General features: G+C 43.9%; 20 protein-coding genes. 14 read left to right on the forward strand and 6 right to left on the reverse strand.

Annotated elements, in window-relative coordinates; all coding sequences use genetic code 11:
• Nucleotides 1–6: 6 nt before the first annotated feature.
• The 4 genes from J7623_RS27605 (at nucleotide 7) to J7623_RS27620 (ending at nucleotide 4,448) form a co-directional block, all read left to right on the forward strand.
• Nucleotides 7–975 (forward strand): 2,3-diaminopropionate biosynthesis protein SbnB, encoded by a 969-nt coding sequence (locus tag J7623_RS27605; protein WP_291927201.1) that lies wholly within the window; start codon nucleotides 7–9, stop codon nucleotides 973–975.
• Between the two features lie 118 nt (nucleotides 976–1,093).
• Nucleotides 1,094–2,638, forward strand: a complete 1,545-nt coding sequence (locus J7623_RS27610) for a S8 family serine peptidase (protein WP_291927202.1) — start codon at nucleotides 1,094–1,096, stop codon at nucleotides 2,636–2,638.
• A gap of 128 nt (nucleotides 2,639–2,766) precedes the next feature.
• Nucleotides 2,767–3,441, forward strand: coding sequence for a 4'-phosphopantetheinyl transferase superfamily protein (locus J7623_RS27615; RefSeq protein ID WP_291927204.1), 675 nt, complete (start codon nucleotides 2,767–2,769; stop codon nucleotides 3,439–3,441).
• A gap of 488 nt (nucleotides 3,442–3,929) precedes the next feature.
• Nucleotides 3,930–4,448, forward strand: coding sequence for a UpxY family transcription antiterminator (locus J7623_RS27620; protein ID WP_291927206.1), 519 nt, complete (start codon nucleotides 3,930–3,932; stop codon nucleotides 4,446–4,448).
• A 91-nt stretch (nucleotides 4,449–4,539) separates the two neighbouring features.
• Here J7623_RS27620 and J7623_RS27625 read toward each other — a convergent pair whose 3' ends face one another.
• Nucleotides 4,540–5,235: a response regulator transcription factor gene (locus J7623_RS27625; RefSeq protein WP_291927208.1), complete on the reverse strand. Its 696-nt coding sequence runs from the start codon at nucleotides 5,233–5,235 to the stop codon at nucleotides 4,540–4,542.
• Nucleotides 5,222–6,553, reverse strand: coding sequence for a HAMP domain-containing sensor histidine kinase (locus J7623_RS27630; RefSeq protein ID WP_291927210.1), 1,332 nt, complete (start codon nucleotides 6,551–6,553; stop codon nucleotides 5,222–5,224). Before J7623_RS27630 ends, J7623_RS27625 begins: the two co-directional genes overlap by 14 nt.
• Nucleotides 6,554–6,876: 323 nt before the next feature.
• Between J7623_RS27630 and J7623_RS27635 the strand changes: the two genes are divergently transcribed.
• From J7623_RS27635 to J7623_RS27670, 8 genes are all read left to right on the forward strand, one after another.
• The gene (locus J7623_RS27635; protein ID WP_291927213.1) at nucleotides 6,877–9,276 is read left to right on the forward strand and encodes an outer membrane beta-barrel protein; all 2,400 of its coding nucleotides are present in this window, start codon (nucleotides 6,877–6,879) and stop codon (nucleotides 9,274–9,276) included.
• Nucleotides 9,277–9,367: 91 nt separating this feature from the next.
• Nucleotides 9,368–10,012, forward strand: coding sequence for a response regulator transcription factor (locus J7623_RS27640; RefSeq protein WP_291927215.1), 645 nt, complete (start codon nucleotides 9,368–9,370; stop codon nucleotides 10,010–10,012).
• Between the two features lie 132 nt (nucleotides 10,013–10,144).
• A complete protein-coding gene (locus tag J7623_RS27645) occupies nucleotides 10,145–10,333 on the forward strand; it encodes a hypothetical protein (RefSeq protein WP_291927217.1) in 189 nt (62 codons plus the stop codon).
• 97 nt (nucleotides 10,334–10,430) lie between these two features.
• Nucleotides 10,431–11,684: a radical SAM protein gene (locus J7623_RS27650; protein ID WP_291927218.1), complete on the forward strand. Its 1,254-nt coding sequence runs from the start codon at nucleotides 10,431–10,433 to the stop codon at nucleotides 11,682–11,684.
• 30 nt (nucleotides 11,685–11,714) lie between these two features.
• A complete protein-coding gene (locus J7623_RS27655; RefSeq protein ID WP_291927220.1) occupies nucleotides 11,715–12,845 on the forward strand; it encodes a hypothetical protein in 1,131 nt (376 codons plus the stop codon).
• A 21-nt stretch (nucleotides 12,846–12,866) separates the two neighbouring features.
• Entirely contained in the window at nucleotides 12,867–15,080 is a 2,214-nt protein-coding gene (locus tag J7623_RS27660; RefSeq protein WP_291927222.1) for a peptidase domain-containing ABC transporter, read from the forward strand.
• Nucleotides 15,077–15,607: a hypothetical protein gene (locus J7623_RS27665; RefSeq protein ID WP_291927224.1), complete on the forward strand. Its 531-nt coding sequence runs from the start codon at nucleotides 15,077–15,079 to the stop codon at nucleotides 15,605–15,607. Before J7623_RS27660 ends, J7623_RS27665 begins: the two co-directional genes overlap by 4 nt.
• A 94-nt stretch (nucleotides 15,608–15,701) precedes the next feature.
• On the forward strand, nucleotides 15,702–16,283 hold the full coding sequence (locus J7623_RS27670) for a Crp/Fnr family transcriptional regulator (RefSeq protein ID WP_291927225.1): 582 nt from the start codon (nucleotides 15,702–15,704) through the stop codon (nucleotides 16,281–16,283).
• Between the two features lie 12 nt (nucleotides 16,284–16,295).
• Here J7623_RS27670 and J7623_RS27675 read toward each other — a convergent pair whose 3' ends face one another.
• The 4 genes from J7623_RS27675 to J7623_RS27690 are packed head-to-tail and all read right to left on the reverse strand — an operon-like array spanning nucleotide 16,296 to nucleotide 18,952.
• The gene (locus J7623_RS27675; protein ID WP_291927226.1) at nucleotides 16,296–16,916 is read right to left on the reverse strand and encodes a dienelactone hydrolase family protein; all 621 of its coding nucleotides are present in this window, start codon (nucleotides 16,914–16,916) and stop codon (nucleotides 16,296–16,298) included.
• Between the two features lie 51 nt (nucleotides 16,917–16,967).
• Nucleotides 16,968–17,900, reverse strand: coding sequence for a ring-cleaving dioxygenase (locus J7623_RS27680; RefSeq protein WP_291927227.1), 933 nt, complete (start codon nucleotides 17,898–17,900; stop codon nucleotides 16,968–16,970).
• A 16-nt stretch (nucleotides 17,901–17,916) separates the two neighbouring features.
• Nucleotides 17,917–18,222: a hypothetical protein gene (locus J7623_RS27685; protein ID WP_291927229.1), complete on the reverse strand. Its 306-nt coding sequence runs from the start codon at nucleotides 18,220–18,222 to the stop codon at nucleotides 17,917–17,919.
• Nucleotides 18,223–18,226: 4 nt separating this feature from the next.
• A complete protein-coding gene (locus J7623_RS27690; protein ID WP_291927230.1) occupies nucleotides 18,227–18,952 on the reverse strand; it encodes a pirin family protein in 726 nt (241 codons plus the stop codon).
• A gap of 167 nt (nucleotides 18,953–19,119) precedes the next feature.
• Between J7623_RS27690 and J7623_RS27695 the strand changes: the two genes are divergently transcribed.
• Both J7623_RS27695 and J7623_RS27700 read left to right on the forward strand, forming a co-directional pair.
• Nucleotides 19,120–20,694 (forward strand): Na+/H+ antiporter, encoded by a 1,575-nt coding sequence (locus tag J7623_RS27695; RefSeq protein WP_291927231.1) that lies wholly within the window; start codon nucleotides 19,120–19,122, stop codon nucleotides 20,692–20,694.
• Between the two features lie 121 nt (nucleotides 20,695–20,815).
• The gene (locus J7623_RS27700; protein WP_291927233.1) at nucleotides 20,816–21,667 is read left to right on the forward strand and encodes a hypothetical protein; all 852 of its coding nucleotides are present in this window, start codon (nucleotides 20,816–20,818) and stop codon (nucleotides 21,665–21,667) included.
• Nucleotides 21,668–21,672: the final 5 nt, after the last annotated feature.

Genomic DNA, 21,672 nt, shown 5'->3' on the forward strand with positions numbered 1-21,672 from the left:
AAAACTATGCTATATCTCAACGCGGATCACATTCATGAAATAGGAATCAACTGGAAGGAGTTAACCAGTGTTATTGCCAACGCTACTGCAGCACTTCATGAAAATGACTATTCCCAACCGATTAAGCCCTATCTCCGTTATGGTGATCCGAAAAACAGGATTATTGCTATGCCGGCATACGTAGGCGGGGAGCTACCCCTGGCTGGTATTAAATGGATCGCCAGTTTTCCTGACAATATTTACAAGAACAAGTTACGGGCACATTCGGTGACTATTTTGAATGAACATGATTCGGGAATACCGCTTTGTATTATCAATACTGCTGCCATAAGCGGGATCCGCACTGCTGCAGTTTCCGGTGTTGTACTACAGCGATTCCTGGCTACCCGGAATACAAACCAGGAGTTTACAGTAGGTATTACCGGGTTTGGCCCGATAGGACGAATGCACCTGAAAATGGTATCCGATATATTAGGTAACCGTATAGGTAAAGTGTTATTGTATGATATCAATGGGGTAGACCTGTCGCAGGTGGACCCGGTGTTGAGAAGCAAAATAACAGTAGTGGATTCCTGGCAGGACAGCTATAAAGTGGCAGATATTTTTATCACCTGTACGGTATCTGCTGCCCCATATGTAGATCTGCCCCCGGTAAAATCTTCTCTTCAGCTCAATGTTTCTTTACGTGATTATAAAGTAGAAATGATCAGGCATATGGATGTAGTGATTGTAGATGACTGGGAAGAAGTGTGCCGGCAGAATACAGATATAGAAAACATGCATAAGGTAATGGGATTGGAAAAAAGTGATACCCTGTCTATTTCGGATATTGTTTGTAAGGATGTATTGAAAGAAAAGGACGATGCTGTAGTAATGTTTAACCCAATGGGCATGGCTATTTTTGATATCGCCATAGGGGGATATTATTACCACGAAGCGATTAGAAAGAATATTGGCGTAGTGATGCCGGATTAATTGCGTGTTTTCAAAACAGATCATAGCATTGCTTAATCATATCTTCTCCATCAATTTAACTATTAGAATAACACACCTGTTAAACACTCAATTCTTTATTTACCCTTAATCATTATTCATGAAAATTTCTTATTTATTTGCAGCGGGTATTTTCTTTTCAGCATTTGTTTCCTGTAGCAGACCGGAAACAACGCTGATTAGTACACCTGCGGATAGCAACCCACAGGAAGTAATACCAAAATCTGCGATCAATGCCACGGTCAACGAACAACTGCGCAAAACCGGCCGCTTCGACTGGAAAGTAGTAAGCGATAATGTGGCCTGGAGTGCACTGGTACAAGGCGATAGCATTTTATCTGTTGGATACCAGCCTGCTGACGTACAGAATGTTGGTCAAACGATTGATAAAATCGATATCCGCAGCCAGAGCTGGGATGCCGCCAGGCAACAGGTATTAAGCATTATTGCTGAAAAGGAAAAACAAACAGGTAAGTTAGCAGAAAACCTGGTTACTTACCAGTCTCAGAAGCTGCCTGTTTTTTATGTGAAAGCAAGCCGCCTGGCAACCATAAAAGCACTGCGGGCATCAAAGCTGGTGCGTTATGTGGAGCCGGTAGGTTATGGAAAGTATATGAATACGAATAGCGGAGGTACCGCCATATCTACACCCCACACAGAATCAGGGTTTCTCACTTTCGGATGTGATGATAATCTGCCTAAAACTAATCTTGTAGCCGGTGTTGACTATATAAACATCACGCCTGGTGCCAAACAATCCTGGAACTATGCTTATCATCATATTCCCGAAGCATGGACCAAATCTACCGGCAGTAATGTAAAAGTGATGCTGATAGACACTGGTGTAAGTCCGGACCAGGCTAACCTGGGAAGCGCTTTCAACCAGGGTGCTTCAACCGGCAGGACCATAGAAAAAATAGCTACTTTCCCTGGCGGCACACCTGCTGATGTATGTGGTCACGGTACTAAAATGGCCGGTGTGATTGCTGCACCAAGAGGAGTGAGCGGCAGCAGTGCAGGTATTGCTTATAACAGTAACCTGATAACAGTACATGCGGCAGAAAATGTAATCATCCTGTCTACTGAAACAGTACAGGGCGTGGGTGATGCGTACGTAGCAGGTGGTGATAATGCCGATGTGAAAATCATCAGCATGAGCCTGGGAACACTCTTTGCTTTTGGCCACATTACCGATGGTATCAACTATGCATACAATAAAGGCAAGCTGATGTTCTGTGCCGCAGGTACTACCACCGCAGGACTGGGTTCAGCAATTGGCGTAGTGTATCCTGCTTATTTGCCACAGGTGCAGGCTGTAACAGGTGTAACCGATAACGGTATCACCCCTTGCGAAGATTGCCACACCGGAGCAGAGGTAGCTTTTGACATCATCATGGAAAAATCCGGCACCGGCGTTAACCCACTTACCACTACTGCAACCGGCAATGCGCCTAATACAGTGGGAGGATCTTCAGTGGCTACAGCTAGTTGTTCGGCTATTGCAGCCCTGGTATGGAGCAAGTATCCTACTTATCCGAGAGATAGTATTGTAGCCAGGATGAAGCGCGCTTCCAGCAATTATCCTAATAGGAATGGTACCCTGGGATGGGGCGTTGTGAATGCTGACCTGGCTGTTGGCAATTAATAGTCTATTCTTTTGTTTCTTGGTGGAGATGGAACATAAGGACGCACCCCGGCATCGGATCGGGGGCGTACTTATTGTTATAATAAAATAGTCCATTGGTCTTTATAGCCGAAATTATTTTGTTCGCAATGTATATCCAGCAGACGGCTCCGGTTATTTATTATACTTATTATAATACGCCATTGCCAGCGGCACATTTTTCCTGGTTGCTGAAGATGCTGCCGGAACAAATGAGAGAGAAAATCTGCAAATTCAGAAGATGGGAAGACGCACATGCGAGCCTCCTGGGCAGATTATTGTTATTGCAGGCACTGGCGAAGGCGAATTGTGAGCAGGCAATTAACAATATCGCCTATACGAATTATGGCCGCCCATATATTCCTGGTATGCCGGATTTTAGTATTTCGCATTCCGGTCACCTGGTGGTTTGTGCCGTAGGTGCTACCGGCCGGATAGGCATTGATGTAGAAATGCACGCGCCTATCCAGGTCGCTGAATATTGTAACCAGTTTTCTGCAGAAGAATGGTGTAACATTCAACACGCTGGTGATCCGGAATTAGTCTTTTATAAATACTGGACAAAAAAGGAAGCGATTCTTAAAGCAGATGGAAGAGGTATTAGTTTATCATTATCCTCCCTTCATGTGGCAGAGAATGAGATAGCTTGTCTGGATGGCCGTAAGTGGTATGTGAATACCGTGGATGTTTTCGAAAATTATAGTTGTCATTTCGGATCGGATATCAAACATCATCAATATGCGCTCATGAAGGTTGATTTTGTGGGAGCAAAAATGCCGGTATAAATAATCAGCTGATTTTACGACTGCATTTATATTTCACCGGATTTTACTTCCTGGATAATGATGGGCCGGTATTATTTTTAATAATTATTTTTTATTGGTTTTATTTTGATGGATAAAATTATTATCACTAGTTTCATGTACCTAAAACTGATATCCGTGCCGTTTATTGTTTGATCAAACAATACTTGAAGTATGTTTTAACATTTAAAATATAAACCCTCAGAAAAACGACCCTCTTACTATTTATGAAGAACTGTTAATGCTATCCAAAAACCTTGTGTTGAATTATATGTGGCTCGTATAATTAACCCAATGTTGCTTTTAATGAGTTGAAATTTTAAAGAATGTGCCGGAAACCACTCACATTGTCGACCGCTGTATCTCATCTATAGCAGCAGTATCTCATTACGCTGTTATTTAGACCCGACAGGTATCTGTACATCTTTGTTAACTATTATCTACAAAACTGTTATTTGAAACTTTTCCGTATGAACACCCCCATTTCCGGATGGTATGTTATTTATACCAGGCCAAGACATGAGAAGAAAGTTGCTGTCCAGTTATCGCAGGCAAATATTGTGTTTTTTTTACCTACACTGAAGACACTCCGCGTATACAAGGACAGGAAGAGAAATATTGACGCACCACTTTTTCCGTCGTATATTTTCATTTATGTAAATGACCTGGATGAATATTACAGGGCATTAAGCATCAATGGGACGCTTTACTATGTGCGGTCGGGAGATAAAGTAGCGAAAGTAAGCGAAACCGTGATCCATAATATCCGTTTATTACTGGCAGAAGGAAATGACCAGGATATAGAGGTATCCGATGCTTATTTCCGGCCGGGAAAACAGGTGTTGATCAAAGACGGTATAATGACCGGGCTTTACGGAGAAATTGTAGAGTTCAAAGGAACCCGGAAAATTTTGATAAGGATCACGCTGATGCGGCGGAATATCCTGGTAACGTTGCCTTGCAATGACCTGGTAGCTGATCCTGTATGAATGGGCCCCGATGCATGTATTTATTCCTACTTATAATGATGGTGGCGATTTTCCCTTTACCGGGAACTGATCGCCACCAATAAACTATTTCCTATCCTGCAGATAATAGCAGTTTATAACCAATGCCTCTCAGGTTCATGATACTGATATTTTTCTCAGCAGAAAGTCGTTTCCTGATTTGTGTGAGATGAACATCCATGCTACGTGAAGTATAATAGTCATCATTGCCCCAGATCTTCTGCAGCAGTACACTGCGTTCCACAATCTGGTTAACATTCAGTACCAGGATCTCCAGCAGGATGGTTTCCTTGTAAGAGAGGATGAACCTGTTGGTGGAAGTGATCAGTGTTTGATGTGTGGTATCCAGCGTACAGGCTCCGAAATGATAGATCTCCCTTTTGGAGGTAACCTCATTGTTGTTGAATCTCGTCAGCAGGGCATCAATCCTGATTAAAAGCTCATCGATGCTGAAGGGCTTTCTGAGATAATCATTTCCTCCATGCCTGAACCCTTTCACAATATCTTCCGTTTGTACTTTGGCACTAAGGAAGATAATAGGGATTTCTTTCGTCAGGCCTCTTACCTGTCCCGCCAGGTCATATCCATTAATTCCTGGCAGCATTACATCCAGTAAGCAAAGATCAGGCTGCCAGGCGGTAAATTGCTCAAAAAAGACCGCGCCACTGTCTATATGCAATACGTCATAACCGCCTGTTTTTAATCCGTCGCAGACAATTTTAGCCAGAAATGGTTCGTCTTCTGCATACATTATTTTATATTTCCTCATACAGCGGGAATTGAATGATAAATGTGCTTCCGTATCCTTTATTGCTTTGTACCTTAATAGTAGCCCCGTGTTGTTGTAATATCTCCTTCACATAATGTAAGCCCAGGCCGCTTCCCTTGGTGTTATGGACGTCGAAGTCAGGTATCCGGAAGAATCGTTCAAATATTTTTTTATGGTAGATGGGGGCAATACCAATTCCATTATCTTTTACAGATATCACCACGCGGCTATCTTTTGTTTTGCAGGTGATATGGATCTGCGGCGCCTCTTCGGTATATTTAAGTGCATTATCCAGTACATTTACGAATACATTCCCCAGGTGTATGCGGTCGCCCATTACTATGATGGGTTGCTGACAGGGGTCGAAATGAATAGTCGCCTTTTTTTTCTGGCGTAAGAGCGCTAAAGAATTGATCACATGCTGTATCAACAGTGGCAGATCAACAGGCTCAATGTGAAGTGTAAGTGCAGTTCCCTCCTCCGGCTTTAGGTTTAATATTTTTTCTATCATGAAGTTAAGCCGTTCTAACTCCATCTGGCTCATATGTATATACTCATAGAGCTGTTCCGGGTTATTTTCCATTTTATATTTAACAATAGACTCCAGTGCAACGGATATCGTGGCAACGGGTGTTTTAAATTCATGGGTCATATTACTGATAAAACCGAGTCGTTCCTGTGAAAATAGCTGCTGCAGGCGGATGAAGCGAAGCAGGAAGTAAAATGCAAAGGAAATGATAAGCGTTGTAATGAGATTGGAAAGCAGGAAATACCTGAGCAGATACCAGACCGGCATGCTGAGAGAAGGGATGAAGAGCCGGTATTTGGCGAAATGATGTAAGTTGTATGAATAACTATTGCTCCGGAAATCAGCGTTTTTAACCGGATTGTTTTGCGGGTAGCCAGGTAGCAATGTATCCTTTCCATAACTGTATAAAGCATAGGTGGAAGAGGAAATGTTAGCCGTAGCGCTCAGCTTTTCCCGTATCAGGGAATCCATGAAATGGAGTGACTCCACATCCTGTGGGCTCTGGAACGCCTGCTCCTGGAAGTTTTCCCGTTTATTGGATGCCGGCTCCTGGTGCGACTTCAACTTGAACCGGAGACTGAATTCTATGGAGTCGGGAGTAATATCGTAGTCGAAACTACTTCTTAGGCCTCCGATTTTACTATTATCAAAGGCATTTCTAAGCTGCCCCCATTGCGGCGAAAGTAGGAATTGCCGAAAGCTTTCGTTGGCAATATTACTGCCTCCCAGCGATTGATATATAGATATTAATGACGCCTCGTTTACAATGTTCTCCAGTTGTTGTTTCAATTGTTTTTTCTGGGAATGAAAAGTAGTGTGAATCCATAGAGCCTGGAACGTACAGCATAATAGCATACAAATCGCTACGAAATGATAAATGTACTTTGGTTGATAAAGGCGCATATTATCGCAGGTAAAACAGGGTATTTAAAAATCGTTGAGATAGATCGGGCAATGGACCTGTCGGTATATCCGGGTTAACACGTCTGATCTGCTTCGTCCTTAAAAATAGTAAATTTTCATCATTCAGGGAGCTGTATACTTAACTCTATTTAACAAATCTTAACACCCCTTAAGATTTAAAAATAATAGGTTCGAAGAAATTAAGCGGAATGCTGAAAGCCCTTGCTATCCTATTCTCCCTGGTGTACCCTTTTATGCTTTGTGCGCAGCACAATGTGAAAGGAAGGGTGTTATGTGGGGAACAGCCGTTATCCTTAGCCAGCATCAGCGTTCGAGACAGTGTTCAGATAATAGCTACCCGGTTATCTGAGCAGGATGGCACTTTTTTGTTATCGCTTCCTGCAGGAAAGTACCAGTTGGAAGTCAGCCTGATTGGATATAAAATATACACTACCAGTGTAACGATACCGGCTCCCGCCGACTTACTGGTTGTAATGGAGCAAGAGAGCCGCCAGCTTTCTGCAGTTAGCATTTCAGGATCAAAGCCACTAATAGAGCGGAAACTGGACCGTATTATATTTAATGTTCCCAATAGTATCATGGCCAGCGGAGGATCTGCCTGGGAGGCCCTGGCAAAGGCGCCGGGGGTAAGAACTACCACCGGCGGGAATGTTACTGCTATGGGCAAAGGAGCCGTGATTTATATAAATAACAGGATACTACGCTTATCCGGGGAAGACCTGGTCTCCTTCCTGCAGGGGCAAAATGCCGATAATATACAGCGAATAGAAGTGATTGTAAATCCTCCTGCATCTTACGACGCACAGGGGGGAGCGGTGATTAATATTGTCACAAAGAAAATATTGGCGGGTGGTCTCAATGCAGTGATTTCAGGCGGTATTACACAATCGGCCCTTACAGGAGGGCGCCTGGGAAGTAATTTCAACTACCGGAAAGGGAAGTGGAATGTGTATGGAGGCCTGGCTGGAAACATCAGCAGGAAAGATTACCGGGAGGATAATTACATTGTTTTTGGATTGCCGGACAGCTATTCATATTGGAAAGGAGTGAAAGAGGGGCAGCGACGCGGAGAAACGGTGGCCTATAAACTGGGAGCTGATTTCGCTGTGAATAGCCGCCATGTAGTAGGCTTTATGCTCGATGGAGCCACCGGCAACAGGGAGCGGCCGATAAACATACGAACGGATGTTTATCAACCCGATATTAAGGGGATAGATTCATTGCTCACCACACACAATACTACCGGCAGTACCATCAACCAGCAGTCTGTTAACTTTAACTACAGCGGATCGCTGGATACCGGCGGAACGAAAACAATTAATGTGGACGTTGATATTTCCCCTTTTCGCAACCGGAAAAACCAGGATATAGATTTTGCCTCCTATAAACCGGAAAGCAGCAGGCCTGTGTACAGGGAGGTTAACAATACCCGGTCACTACAGGATATCAGCATTTTATCCGGCCGCATAGATTATTCGCAGCAGTGGAATAAAGACTGGCGTTTTGAAACAGGCATTAAGTATAACCGGACATTTAACAAAAGTGATCTTCGTTTTTATAACCTGGACAACAACATCCCCCACTATGATACCCTGAAAAGCAGTGAGTTTCACTATACCGAGAAAAACCTCGCGTTATATGTGAATATGCAGGGTGCTATTGGTAAGCTATCTGTAGAAACCGGCCTTAGAGGAGAGTATACGTGGACAACCGGTTACCTGGTCACAAAAGACCTGTTGAATGAACGTAATTATTTCAAGCTATTTCCTACTGTTTTTATTACCTATGCCATCAATGATAAGCATGAGGTGAATGCATACTACGGCAGGCGGATAAACCGGCCGGATTACTGGCGGTTAAATCCATTCAGGTATTACACCAGCCCATATACCTACCTGGAAGGGAATCCATACCTGAGGCCGGCGTTTGTTAACGAAATAGAATTAGGATATTCCTTCAAAAAACATATCAGCATTACGCTTTTTTATAACGATACAAGAGACTATTTCAGTAATATATCTATACAGGACAATACCCAACATATTTTTTATGATACACAGCGGAATCTCAACCAAAGTCTTGAAACCGGCATGCATGCCACCATTCCTTATACCCCTTTCAGCTGGTGGGAAATAAATGCTTTTTTACAAGCTTCTTATAAAAAGGAAAAATCAGGTTTCCTGGATAGTAAATATAACTACAGCACCTGGTTTGCCTATGTAAATCTCACGCAGGCATTTACAATTTCCCGGAAGGCGGGCTGGAAGGGAGAAATTACTACCTGGTATGCATCGCCTGGTATACAGGGAATTTACCGGATAGCCGCTAACTATGATGTTAGCTTTGGTGTACGAAAAATGTTATGGGGCGGAAAAGGAAGTGTTCAGCTTTCAGTAGCTGATATTTTCTATAGTAATTTTTCCAGGATTGACGTTGATTACGAAAACCAACGGAACGGATTCAGGGAGAAAACAGATACGCGCGCTGTAACACTTAACTTTAATTATAAAATAGGAAATAAAAAGATTGCCGCTACACGTAGCAGAAAAACATCCAATGAGGACGAAAAAAAACGCGCCACCAATTAACGCGGAACCCACTTTGTTAGGCCCGGATTATTTAGAGCACAACGATGATAAACCCAAAGTATCTGAAATTAACCGTTAAACCCTTAATGCTATGCACTGTATTATTATTGCGAAGAATGGCGCGTCTTATGCCGGTATTTTTACTGAATATCTTATGGAGAAAGGGTTGGCCCGTGTTACAGTAACTTCTCCCGCCGTTGGGGAGGTGAGAAGAGAATTGACGAAAATGGTTTACCATTATGCATTAATAGACCTGGAAGATGATGGAATAGACGGTTTGGAGGTAGCCAGGATCATCAAGAAGACCTCTCCCCGTACGCATTGCCTGATCCGGATTCAGCCGGACGACTTCAAGCTTGATTTTCTCATTCATTTTGATATCAGCGGATATCTTTCTCCCAATTGTTCGCTGAAAGAACTGATGCAATGTTTTGAACTGCTGAATGAAGGTTACCGCTTTATGAGCGGGGATATTCGTGAAAAATTATCACGGATAGAAAGTGTCAGCGCAAAAGATTTTTCTGATAACAGCCTCACGAAACAGGAGAACAGAATACTTAACCTGGTAATGAAAGGTAAGAGTACCGGTGAAATTGCCAGGGAGCTTTTTTTAAGCATTAATACCATTAATAATCACAAAACACGGATCAGGAATAAATTGAATCTTCAAAGTAACCGTCAGTTAGTAGCTTATGTGATGCAGTGGAGAAATCGTGTTCATCAAAATGCTTGTTAGCAGAATTCTGCTAAGAGAGGCTTCAGTTAGATCATTTACTGCTATTGACTTGTAGCATGTGTTCGTCTAAATTGTGAGAACATTTCTGAGGCCTCAAATTGCATTTTTTCAACTAATTAAATCCTACAAAAAATGGAAAAGAAAATTAAATTCAACGCAAATCAGGCGCAACTGATCGCCAAATCTATCGATGCTTTCAAAAACGAAACAGTTAAGAAAGTAGCTAAATCTTATTTCGGAGGTAATGTTCCTTCTCACTCTAAAGGAACTTATTCTCAGAGCTATAGCAGAAGCGCTGTTGAAGAACCAGCTTCTATTTAATAATAGCCTGATTACAATAAAAGCCCGTAAGGAATTTTCCTGGGGCTTTTATTTCTTATCCCTCTAATAACCTCATATTGAATTTAACCTTATGACAATGCTGAAATGTAATACGCTCGTACTGAAAGTAGCCAGCAGATGTAATCTTAACTGCACCTACTGCTATATGTATAACATGGGTGACAGTACCTACAGGAATCAACCAAAAGTGATGAGTGATAAAGTGGTGGAGTCACTGCTGGAGAGAGTAAGGAATCATTGTCAGCAATACGGGGTAGCGTCATTTAATTTCGCTTTTCATGGAGGGGAACCATTGTTGGCAGGGAAAGAATTCTTTATCCGGTTTATCAGTAAAGCAAATGCCATGTTAGCCGGTGTGGCAACAATTACCTACCTGGTGCAAACGAATGGTACATTACTGACCCGTGAATGGTGTGAGTTTTTCGACACCTGGGGCGTTCAGATAGGTGTGAGCCTGGATGGAACTCCCGAAGCCAATGATCAATATAGAATTGATCATGCAGGCAGAGGGTCCTATCGTCAAATTATTGCAGGACTGAAATTGGCGCAGCAATACACCGTCAAAAACAGTCAGCCAGGCGTTTTATCCGTTGTTAATATAGATGCAGATCCCCTCGATATTTATACGCATTTTAAAGAAATTGGTGTGAACAATATCAGTTTTCTTTTACCGGATTCTAATTTTGATAAACTACCGCCCGCTCCGGCTGCTGGAAGCCCTTTTTCAGGTGATACGCCTTATGCCGACTGGATGATCCGGCTTTTCGATGCCTGGTTTTTTGATGATAAAAGCCGGTTGACCATTCAATATTTCCGGAAAATTATACATGTCATTTTAGGAAGGGAAGTAGTGTCTGAATTGGTGGGTACGGCTAATAATGAAGTATTGGTGATAGAAACAGATGGCAGTATAGAACCGCTGGATGTATTGAAAATCTGTGGAGAAGGATTTACGAAAAACAATGCCAACGTTTTGTCCCATGAATTAACGGAGGCCCTGAATACGCCCCTGGCAAACCTGTATCAGTTAAGTCATACGAAGATCTGCGCAAAGTGTGCTGCCTGCCCTGTAAGTGAAATCTGTGGAGGCGGATACCTGCCACATCGCTACAGTTCTGCCAATGGTTTTAATAATCCTTCAGTTTATTGCAATGATTTGCTGAAGTTGATCATACATATTCAGAACAGGGTGATCAGCCAGTTGCCCCAGGACTTGCTGGAGGAAGCCGGTGTAACAATGCTCACCTATGAGGAGGCATTGCAAATACTGGAAGAAGCAGCAACCGGCGGTGAAGGATCCCGGTTTGCTGAAGAACTGGAAGCATATTGACCTGCTATTAATGATATAAAATTTACTGATATGGTCGGCACATATAATGATAGCGGAATATATACCGTATTAACTCCTTTTCAATTTAATAAAGGTGATAACCTGCCGTTTTATAAGAATGTGTTATCCATTTTTACTACTATTTTAAAGAGGAATTTTGAGGCGTTGATGGCGGGTGCAAATTTATATCGCGCCGATGATACGAGGCAGTTGGCCAGTCAGCTGAATGACCCCAACCTGGTGGAATACCTGCTGCAACCGGAAGTATCTCACCGGTTGTTATTTGACCATGAGCAACTGGCCGGCGCAGATGATTTCTTTCTGCTTACTTTATCGGCCCACCTGGCAAAGAAAACGGGTAAGTATGATAGCGCCCTGGGTAGCCGTATCTGGTCTGCCAACGGTGATTTTCTCATCTCTTCTGAAGAGGATACCGGAAACTACGAAACATATGAAGCGCCCCGCGTAGCCGGGCGTGTACCGATAGATTTTTTTAGCCCCTGCTGCCTGGGATTGTCTGCTGAAGAAATTCAGGAAGGACAGCATACATTATTTGACCTGTATAGCATAGAAGAAGCAGAGCAAATCTTTACCCACCTGGAAGATGCGGTGTTGCCGTTGGCAGATAACAGCAATTTTCATGAGTTGATTTGCCTGTTCAATAATGTACTCATGGTAAAAAAGCAGCAGAACCCTAACGGAAAAAAACCATTCATATCGGGTTCAGATGGCTACTATATTGGCAGAACGCACGTGATGAATCCGGATGTAGTGAGTGCAGAACCTATTGCGGAAATGTTTGTTCATGAAGCTATTCATTCCGTATTGTATATGCTGGAAGAACATGGACCCTGGATGCCTGGTGTTGCAGATGCTCATCGTATAGGTATAAGCGTGCCTTCCAACTGGTCAGGTAACCGTTTGAGTATCCGGAGCTACTTTCAGGCCGTGTTTGTATGGTTTGGGATCTGGAATCTCTGGCGGTATGCCCGGGAAAATAACCTGTATAACCAGGAATGGATAAAGAAAAGATTACAGTTTGTAACCAACGGTTTTGCTACACTGAACCTGGATGATATCCGGAAAAAGTATGACATCCGTTTGCCGGATGAAACAGTGGATGCGGTACTGGCCGCAAAGAAAATTGTATTGGAAGGGTAGTAACTATTAAACAAACGTACTTTGTGGTTCGATAAATTTCATTTTATACAACAGCATGATCATGCCGATTGCGGACCTGCTTGTCTGGCGATGGTTTGCCATTTTTATGGCCGCCCGGTAAGCCTGCAACAAATTAAAGGAACTACCGCATTAACGAGGCAGGGGATGTCGTTGGAAAGTTTATCCAACAAGTCAGTTGAATTGGGCTTCAGATCACTGAGTGTACAAACCACCTTCTCTAAGCTGGCTTCCAATGCGCCGTTGCCAGCTATTGTACATTGGGAAGAGAATCACTTTGTAGTGATCTACAGGATTACTGCAACGCATGTTTTTATTGCGGATCCCGGAAAAGGAAAATTAAAACTCTCCCATGCCAGGTTTATGGATGGCTGGATATCCAGGGAAGAAGAAGATAATACGGGCGTAGTGTTGCTGCTGGAGCCTGCCGCGGAGTTCTTTCATGCAGATGCAAAGCTGGAAGCTAAGGCTGGCACCGTACTGCCATTTATTACTGGTTACCTGAAAAGCTACCGGCTCAATATACTGCAAATCTTATTCGGGTTGTTCCTGGGAAGTTTGATCCAGCTACTGGTGCCCTTCCTGACACAATCTATCGTGGATAAAGGGATTGGTTATTCAGACAGCGCTTTTATATACGCCATCCTGGCGATCCAGTTGGTATTGTATCTGAGCGCTACAGGGATTGAGTTTATGCGAACCTGGGTGTTCATGCATCTGAGCACCAGGATCAATGTATTGATTATATCCGATTTCCTGGCGAAGTTAATGCGGCTGCCGGTGGGCTTTTTCGACTCAAAGATCATTGGAGATCTTACCCAGCGTATTAACGATCATAAGCGTATTGAACAATTTATCACGGATACATTGGTCAAGAGCCTGTTCTCTATTTTCACCCTGCTGGTATTTGCCGGTATCCTGCTTTATTTCAGCCTGCCCGTTTTTTTCATTTTCGTTAGCGGAACCATACTTCAACTTTCGTGGATTTTTTTCTTTCTCGGGAAACTGAAATTGTTGGACTATGAATCTTTTGCATTACTGGCAAAAGATAATAGCAAAGTCCTGGAAATCATTACTGGTATGCAGGAGATAAAGTTCAACAACCTGGAAGAAGAGAAGAAGAATGAATGGCAGGAAATACAATCTTCTCTTTTCGGTGTGAGCCTCGCAAAGCTGAGGACTAACCAGGTAGAACAAGGAGGAACGCGTTTCATTGGCTATCTGCAGATCATCCTCATTGTATTTTTCTCGGCGCTGGCAGCTTTGCACCATGAAATGACGCTGGGTACCATGATGTCTGTGTTATTTATTACAGGCCAGCTAAATGCGCCTGTTACACAACTGATCAATTTTATCCTGTCGGCCCAGATGGCAAGGATTAGTATGAGCCGTCTGGCAGAGGTACATCAGCATGGGGAAGAGGAAGTGGCCGGCGCGTATAAACTGGAGACACTACCGGAAGCACATTCTCTTGAATTAACGGACGTGCGTTTCAGTTATACAGAAGGAGTAGAGGTGCTCCGGGGCATCAATGTTCATATACCCGAAAATAGGATTACGGCAATTGTTGGGTTGAGTGGCAGTGGAAAAACCACTTTAATCAGGTTATTGCTGAAATATTACACGCATTTTTCGGGACAGATTAAGGTAGGCGATGTTCCGTTGCAGGATGTACGGAATGCTTGCTGGAGAAGCCAGTGCGGAGCTGTGTTACAGGATAGTTTTATATTCTCGGATTCCATTGCCTATAATATTACACTTCAGCGGGAACCCGACCCGGAGCGACTTTTAAACGCAGCGGTAGCGGCCAATATTTACGAATTTATTATGTCATTGCCGCTTCAATATAATACGAGGATAGGACAGGAAGGATTTGGCATCAGTCATGGCCAAAAGCAAAGGATACTAATTGCCAGGGCAATTTACAAGAATCCCCGGCTGATATTTTTTGACGAAGCAACCAATTCATTAGATGCCAAAAATGAATTTATTATCATGCAAAATCTGCAGCATTTTTTCAAAGGACGTACCGTGGTGATTGTAGCTCACCGTTTAAGTACGGTCAGAAATGCTGACCAGATCATTGTACTGGAGCAGGGGAAAATTGTAGAATCAGGTACGCACTACGAGTTAATGGCATCAGAAGGCAGTTATTATTCGCTGGTGAAAAACCAGGTAGAACTGGGGGCCAGGGATGTTTTACAAACAGAAATATGAAAAGTACCGTTATTCATACTAATTATCCTCCGCAAAGTGCGGAAGCATCAGTCACAAATCTGTCGAAGGCAACAACAACGGGCTTTTCGAAGCCATTCCCCGGTTGGATTAATCGCTGGACTATTTTATTACTGGGTGCTTTTTTCCTGTTGCCATTAACATTGCTGCTACTGGTTAGGCAACCGGTGTATACAAAGATCCCCTTCTCTGTAGCAGGTAGTATTGGAAAATCAGGTATCACATTGACGGTAAGCAGTGTCATAGCAGCACACAACATCGCCGGCGACCGGGTTATTTTGTTAACAGATGCCAATGGCTACCAGTCTGCGGCACGGTATGCAGGCTATCTTTCGGCAATAGAGCCATTGAACATAAAGGAATGCCGGCTCCGCATCATGCCCGTGGATGGAAAGATGGAGGAAGTGTTGGCTAATGGCCCACATATGATCACAGGGCAGGCTATATTAAAATCTACCTATGTATCTATTTTAGGGAAGATATTTTATCGCGAATCACAGGCTCAATGATTCCGGATGCCCATAGGGTTTCATCAGGCTGGCGCAGGGTATAGGTACCATAAATGTTTGCCTCAAAAGCAGAATTGATATTATCTTTACCCCTATGTACGAGCAAATAGATCAATTCGCCGATAAGTGTATCCAGCTCACGCCGGAAGAGCGTGCCTATTTTCATTCGCTGCTAAAATTAAAACGTATCCGTAAACGCACTTTCCTGCTACAGGAAGGGGAGGTATGCGATTTTGAAGCCTTCATCGTGAAAGGCTGTGTAAGAACCTATTTCCTGAGTGAGGATGGCACAGAAACCATTCTATCCTTCGCCATAGAAAACTGGTGGGTAAGTGATTTGTATAGCTTTACAGATCAAACCCCCTCGAATATGTTTATTGAAACACTGGAGGATTCAGAGTTGCTGATGATCGATTATAAAAGTAAGACGGCTTTATTTGAGAAAGTCCCCAAGTTCGAAAGGCTGTTTCGTTTGCTGGTACAGCGTTCCCTGTTTTCCTTGCAACGCCGCTTCCATAGCCTCGTATCGCAGACCGCTGAGCAGCGGTATATCGCTTTTACAGAAAAGTACCCGGAAATAGTACAACGTGTACCACAACATCAGATCGCCCGCTACCTGGGCGTGTCACCGGAGTTTTTAAGCAAGGTACGCGGTGCTATGCATAAAAAAAAGTAAGTCCTTATGGACTTACTTAAACACCAGTTTATTGGCCTGGCTGATTTCTTCACCGGTAATGGTATGCCCCATGTTAGGGTAGATGGTGGCAGTCACATTTGCGCCCATTGATTGCAGGATAGCTTCGGATTCATGTACCCGGGAAACAGGTACGTGGAAGTCTGGATCGCTGCTACCGATATATACCGGGGTCTGGTTAAAATTCCCTTTATAATTTGCTGTATATATTTTGTCCCCGATTAAGCCGCCGGTAAAGGCTACAATGCCACCATACTGTGCGGCGTTACGGGTGGTAAATTCCAGTGTCAAGCAGGCGCCCTGCGAAAATCCCAGGAAGTAAATATTTTCCCTGGAGATGCCTGCGGCTAATACATCGTCTACCACCTGTGTGAGCAGTTGCAGGGCACCGGTCAGGTAAGGTTCATTTTGTGATGGTGGCGCCAGGAACGATTGTGGATACCAGGTATTCCCGGTAGCCTGTGGCGCTACAATCGCAAAGTCAGCTACGTTGAGATGCGGTGCCAGCGAAATGATATCTCTCGCAGAGCCTCCACGTCCGTGGATCATGATCAATGCTTTCTTCGCCTGTTCCAATGGCACGCCGGCCGTTATAATATTTTTCTGATGTGTCATATTCTTTCCTTTTTTCAAAGGCGGATACCTGATCCGCCTTTGAATGATAACTTATTTCAATACCGGTAACACTTTTTCAATGTCGGCTCTGGCTGGCTCATATTGTTTGGGCAATCGTAAGCCGGTACCGAGCTGCTGCAACGGTTCATCTACGGTGAATCCCGGGTTATCAGTAGCTATTTCAAACAGTACGCCTCCTGGTTCCCTGAAGTAGAGGGAGAAGAAATAATCCCTGTCGATTTTAGGGGTGATCTGGTGCCCGGCAGAGAGAATTTTCTCGCGGAACTCCATCTGCACCTTATCATCAGCTACACGGAATGCGATGTGGTGATTGGTACCGCCGGCATTGTAACCGGGAGTGCCGTTCGGCGTCGCTAACAGGTCGATGATATTGGCGTTGTCTACCGTGTTGGTGATAAAACGATAACGATTGTCTTCCTGGGATTGCAGCGTATACCCGAAGATGTCAGTCAGGATTTTAGCAGTAGGCTCAATATCCTTCAGGGTGAGTGTGGTGCTGTGAAATCCTTTGGTAGCAGCATTTTCGGCAATGTCTGCAGTTATCCATGGGCGACGTGTATCCGTTACTGTTTCCACGAAGCTGAGCTGAAGTCCATCCGGATCGGTGAAGCGGAGATATTTTTCTCCGAGTCGTTCGATGGTTTCTTCGAAAGGAACGTTAAATTGTTTAAAGCGTTCTTTCCAGAATCCGAGGCTGCCTGCCGGAACGGTGTAGGTGATCTCTGTGGCCATGCCCGTACCGGTACGCCCTTTGCCAATGCCTTCCCATGGGAAGAAGGTGAGGATGGTACCAGGTGTTCCCTGTTCATTTCCAAAATAAAAGTGATAGGTGCCAGGGTCATCGAAGTTAACGGTTTTCTTTACCAGCCGTTGTCCGAGTACTTTGGTATAGAAGTCGAAGTTGCGTTGTGCATCACCTGCAATAGCAGTGATGTGGTGTAAGCCTAATATTTTATTGTCCATAGTAATTTTTTTTTAGTTAGATGAAAAATGCCATGCGGATTTCGTTTTCCAGCAGTCCGCTACCACCGCCATAGTGGCGGATAATGCGGGTATTTTGCGCAGCAGCGGCTTGTTTTATTTGCGCTTCATCCGCTATGCTGACCCCTGCACATAACAGGATGCCATCGTATGGATGCTGCTGCAATAGTGCCAGGGCTTCCAACAAAGAGCCGGCGGTAGTGCCTGTCCAGCCTTCGTGTTTATTAATCAGGCGGTGTACTACCTCCATGATTTCTGTATGATAGCCAACGGCAAGCAGGTTTAATGATGATTTATCGGTCATGGTATTACTGTTGAATGGTCATAGGTACATCAATCACGAGTACCGTAGTATTATTGCTTTTAGCCTGTCCTTTGAAGCCGTTGGTATCACTGATGCCCAGTGCGTCGCCGGCTGATAAGGTATAGCCATCTATTTCGATGCTGCCGTCGATGATATATACATAGGCGCCATGCCCGGTTTGTTTCAGGTCATAGCTGAACGACTGATCAGCAGCAAATTTGCCCATGCTCAGGTACGCATCCTGGTTGATCCAGGCGGTATCGGCGGCTGCCTGTGGCGCCACGAAGGTGCCAAACCGGTTAACGAAGGAGGCCTCGTTCAATGTAAGCTGGCCGTATTGTGGCGTTACATTCAGTTGGGCCGGATAAATCCATATCTGCAGGAAGCGGGTAGCCTGGTCTTGTTCATAGTTATATTCGCTGTGAAAAACACCGCTGCCAGTACTCATGATCTGGATGTCACCCGTTTTGATGACGCCTTCATTGCCAAGGTTGTCTTTATGAATCAGGCTTCCCTGCAGGGGAATAGAGATAATCTCCATGTTATCGTGAGGGTGTCTGCCAAATCCTTTGCCCGGCTGTACAATATCGTCGTTAAATACCCGAAGGGCACCAAACTGGATCCTTTTGGGATTATAGTAATCCGCGAAGCTGAATGTTTTCTTACTATCCAGCCAGTCGTTGATTTCATGGTGCCTGCTGTCTTCTTTATGTAAGATATATTTGGTCATATGTTGTTGTTATTGATGATGTAAAATTGCAAAGAAGTGGATGAGTGGCCAATAACCTGGTTTAAGAAACAATCTTAACCTGGATTAAGTTTTTGGGCAGAGGCTACGAAGCGTCTTGTTTGTCAGGATTTTCCCTATTTTTAGTGAGCGCAAACATATTACCCCTGATGCATACGATACTCCCTTTTCTGCTGGCAATGATTGCCGTGATTGTACTATTGGAAATGCTGGCAACCCGGTTAAGGATCGCTTACCCAATTTTGCTGGTGATAGCAGGACTTTTATTGAGCTTTGTCCCCGGGCTGCCACCTGTCCGTATAAATCCCAACCTGATATTTTTCCTGGTGCTGCCGCCTTTGTTGTTTGAGGCGGCATGGAGTATTTCTTTTAAAGAGATGAAGAAGTGGTGGCGTATCATCAGTAGCTTTGCCTTCCTGGTGGTGTTTTTTACGGCGCTGAGTGTGGCGCTTGCGGCTAATTATTTCATTCCGGGCTTTTCTATTGCGTTGGGCTTCTTGCTGGGTGGTATCGTTTCTCCGCCAGACGCAGTTAGTACGGGGGCTATTACGAAGTTTGTTAAAATTCCGTGGGGAAGCGCCACTATCCTGGAAGGAGAAAGCCTGCTGAATGATGCTTCAGCGCTCATTATTTTCCGTTTTGCATTGGTAGCAGTGGGTACCGGGCAATTTATCTGGCAGGATGCGGCGGTCAGCTTTATATGGATGATCGTAGGTGGTGCGGGAATAGGGTTGATATTGGGATGGATGTTTGTACAGATGCATCGGCGACTGCCTACGGACGCGGCATCAGATATCACCCTGACAATTATTGAACCCTACATGATGTACTGGGTGGCAGAGCAATTGCATAGTTCAGGCGTACTGGCAGTAGTAGCGGGTGGTTTGTATTTGTCCAATAAGCGTTTACTTTTCTTAAATAGTATAAGCCGTATCCAGGCTTATAGCGTGTGGGAGAACTTTGTATTTATTTTAAACGGCGTGGTATTTTTGATTATCGGGTTAGATCTCCCGGAAATCGTTGGTGGACTGCGATCAGAGGGTATCTCTTTAAACATGGCCATGGGGTATGGGCTCATTGTAACGGCTGTACTGATTTTGGTAAGGATTGTTAGTGCATATGTCGCCATGGTGGCTACGTTGATCTTTCGGCCCAAAGTGATGCCGGTTACTACGCTCCGGGGGCGTTTGGTATTGCCGCTAGTGCTGGGTTGGTCGGGGATGCGGGGCGTAGTGTCATTAGCCGCTGCATTATCGATTCCTGTTACCTACAACCAGGTAGCATTCCCCCAACGCAACCTGATTTTATTTATCACGTTCGTGGTGATATTATTTACATTGGTGGTACAGGGACTTACATTACCGTATTTGATTAACCGCTCCCGGGTATTTGTGGCGACTGCCGGTGAAACCGAAGAAGAGACTATCCGGAAGATCAGGCATGGGCTTAAACAGCATATTTACCGGTTTCTCAAAGAAAATTATGAGCATAAGCTGCCTGATCATGTTGGTGTGCAAAAGATGATGCAGCATTGGGAAGAGAGATCCAAAGCAGAGAAGGACGACTGGATGGATGACAAGATAAAAGTCATTTATTTGGAAACGCTCGAAAGTCAGCGTCAATATCTTACCGCATTGAATAATGATCCCTTGATCAATGAAGAGTTAATCCGCCGGCAGTTATATCAAATCGACCTGGAGGAGGTCCGTTTACGTATGTTATAGCTATTTATGCACCAGGTAGATCTTTGGATAGCAGAGAAGTTATCATGTTACATTATTTCTATGGAAGTGCTATCTTGGCAGGCAATTGCCTGATTGTAGCGTAATATTTTAAATGTAGCTGATGAAGAAGAGAAATTTATTGTTATTGGTGTTGCCTGTTGTTTTTTCCTGCAAACCCCGGGTACCACAGGTCCCGCTGCCGAAAGTACTGGAGAAGAATTATGGTTTTGATATTGAAAAGATAACTTTCAATGAAGATGTGCCGACCTTATATTCCAAACACGTGATGGGCGAGGAGATAGAGTATGATAGTGCCCGTGACGGAAAAATCACCGACACCACCTTTAAGTACCAAATAAGCAACACGATTACGGATGTGATGAAGTTCAGGATGCCCCAGAAGGATTTTGGATACCTTTATAAGAGCCCGGAAATAGATAGCATTGCGAAGTTTGGGAATGTTTACTTCAACACGCTTTATACCCTGACCGATACAAGCAGGAAGCCCGTTGCTTTTTATGCAGCAGCAACTTTTGACTCCGCCCGGCTGAGGGCACATTTCCTGGATGAATTCCGGAAAAAATATGGGCCGCCAAAATATTCGTTTTATATCAGTAATGAATTCAACCATTGCTCTTATGAATGGGATCTCAGCGACAGAACTATTCAAATTGAAACCTCGTTTGGATTTGAAGCCTCATTTAATTCGAATGGAAAAAGTAAAAGCGGGAAATATTACCGGCTGGATATGCTGGTCATGAACAATAAGCATAAAGATGAAATTTATAAGGCACACCTGATGGATGTACCGGAAAAAATAATGTACGACGGAAAATTAAGAAGCTATAAAGATTTTCAGTTTGAGAAAGTGATGCTTGTAAAAGATGAGTTTTACTTGTTCTCTACAAACGAAGCACTGATTAAGAACGAATATGGTGAGTACAGCATTGAGAATGCAGAAGCAGATGAGTAAATTAA

Origin of the sequence: Chitinophaga sp. (genome assembly GCF_017745275.1) — a bacterium.
Lineage (GTDB): Bacteria > Bacteroidota > Bacteroidia > Chitinophagales > Chitinophagaceae > Chitinophaga.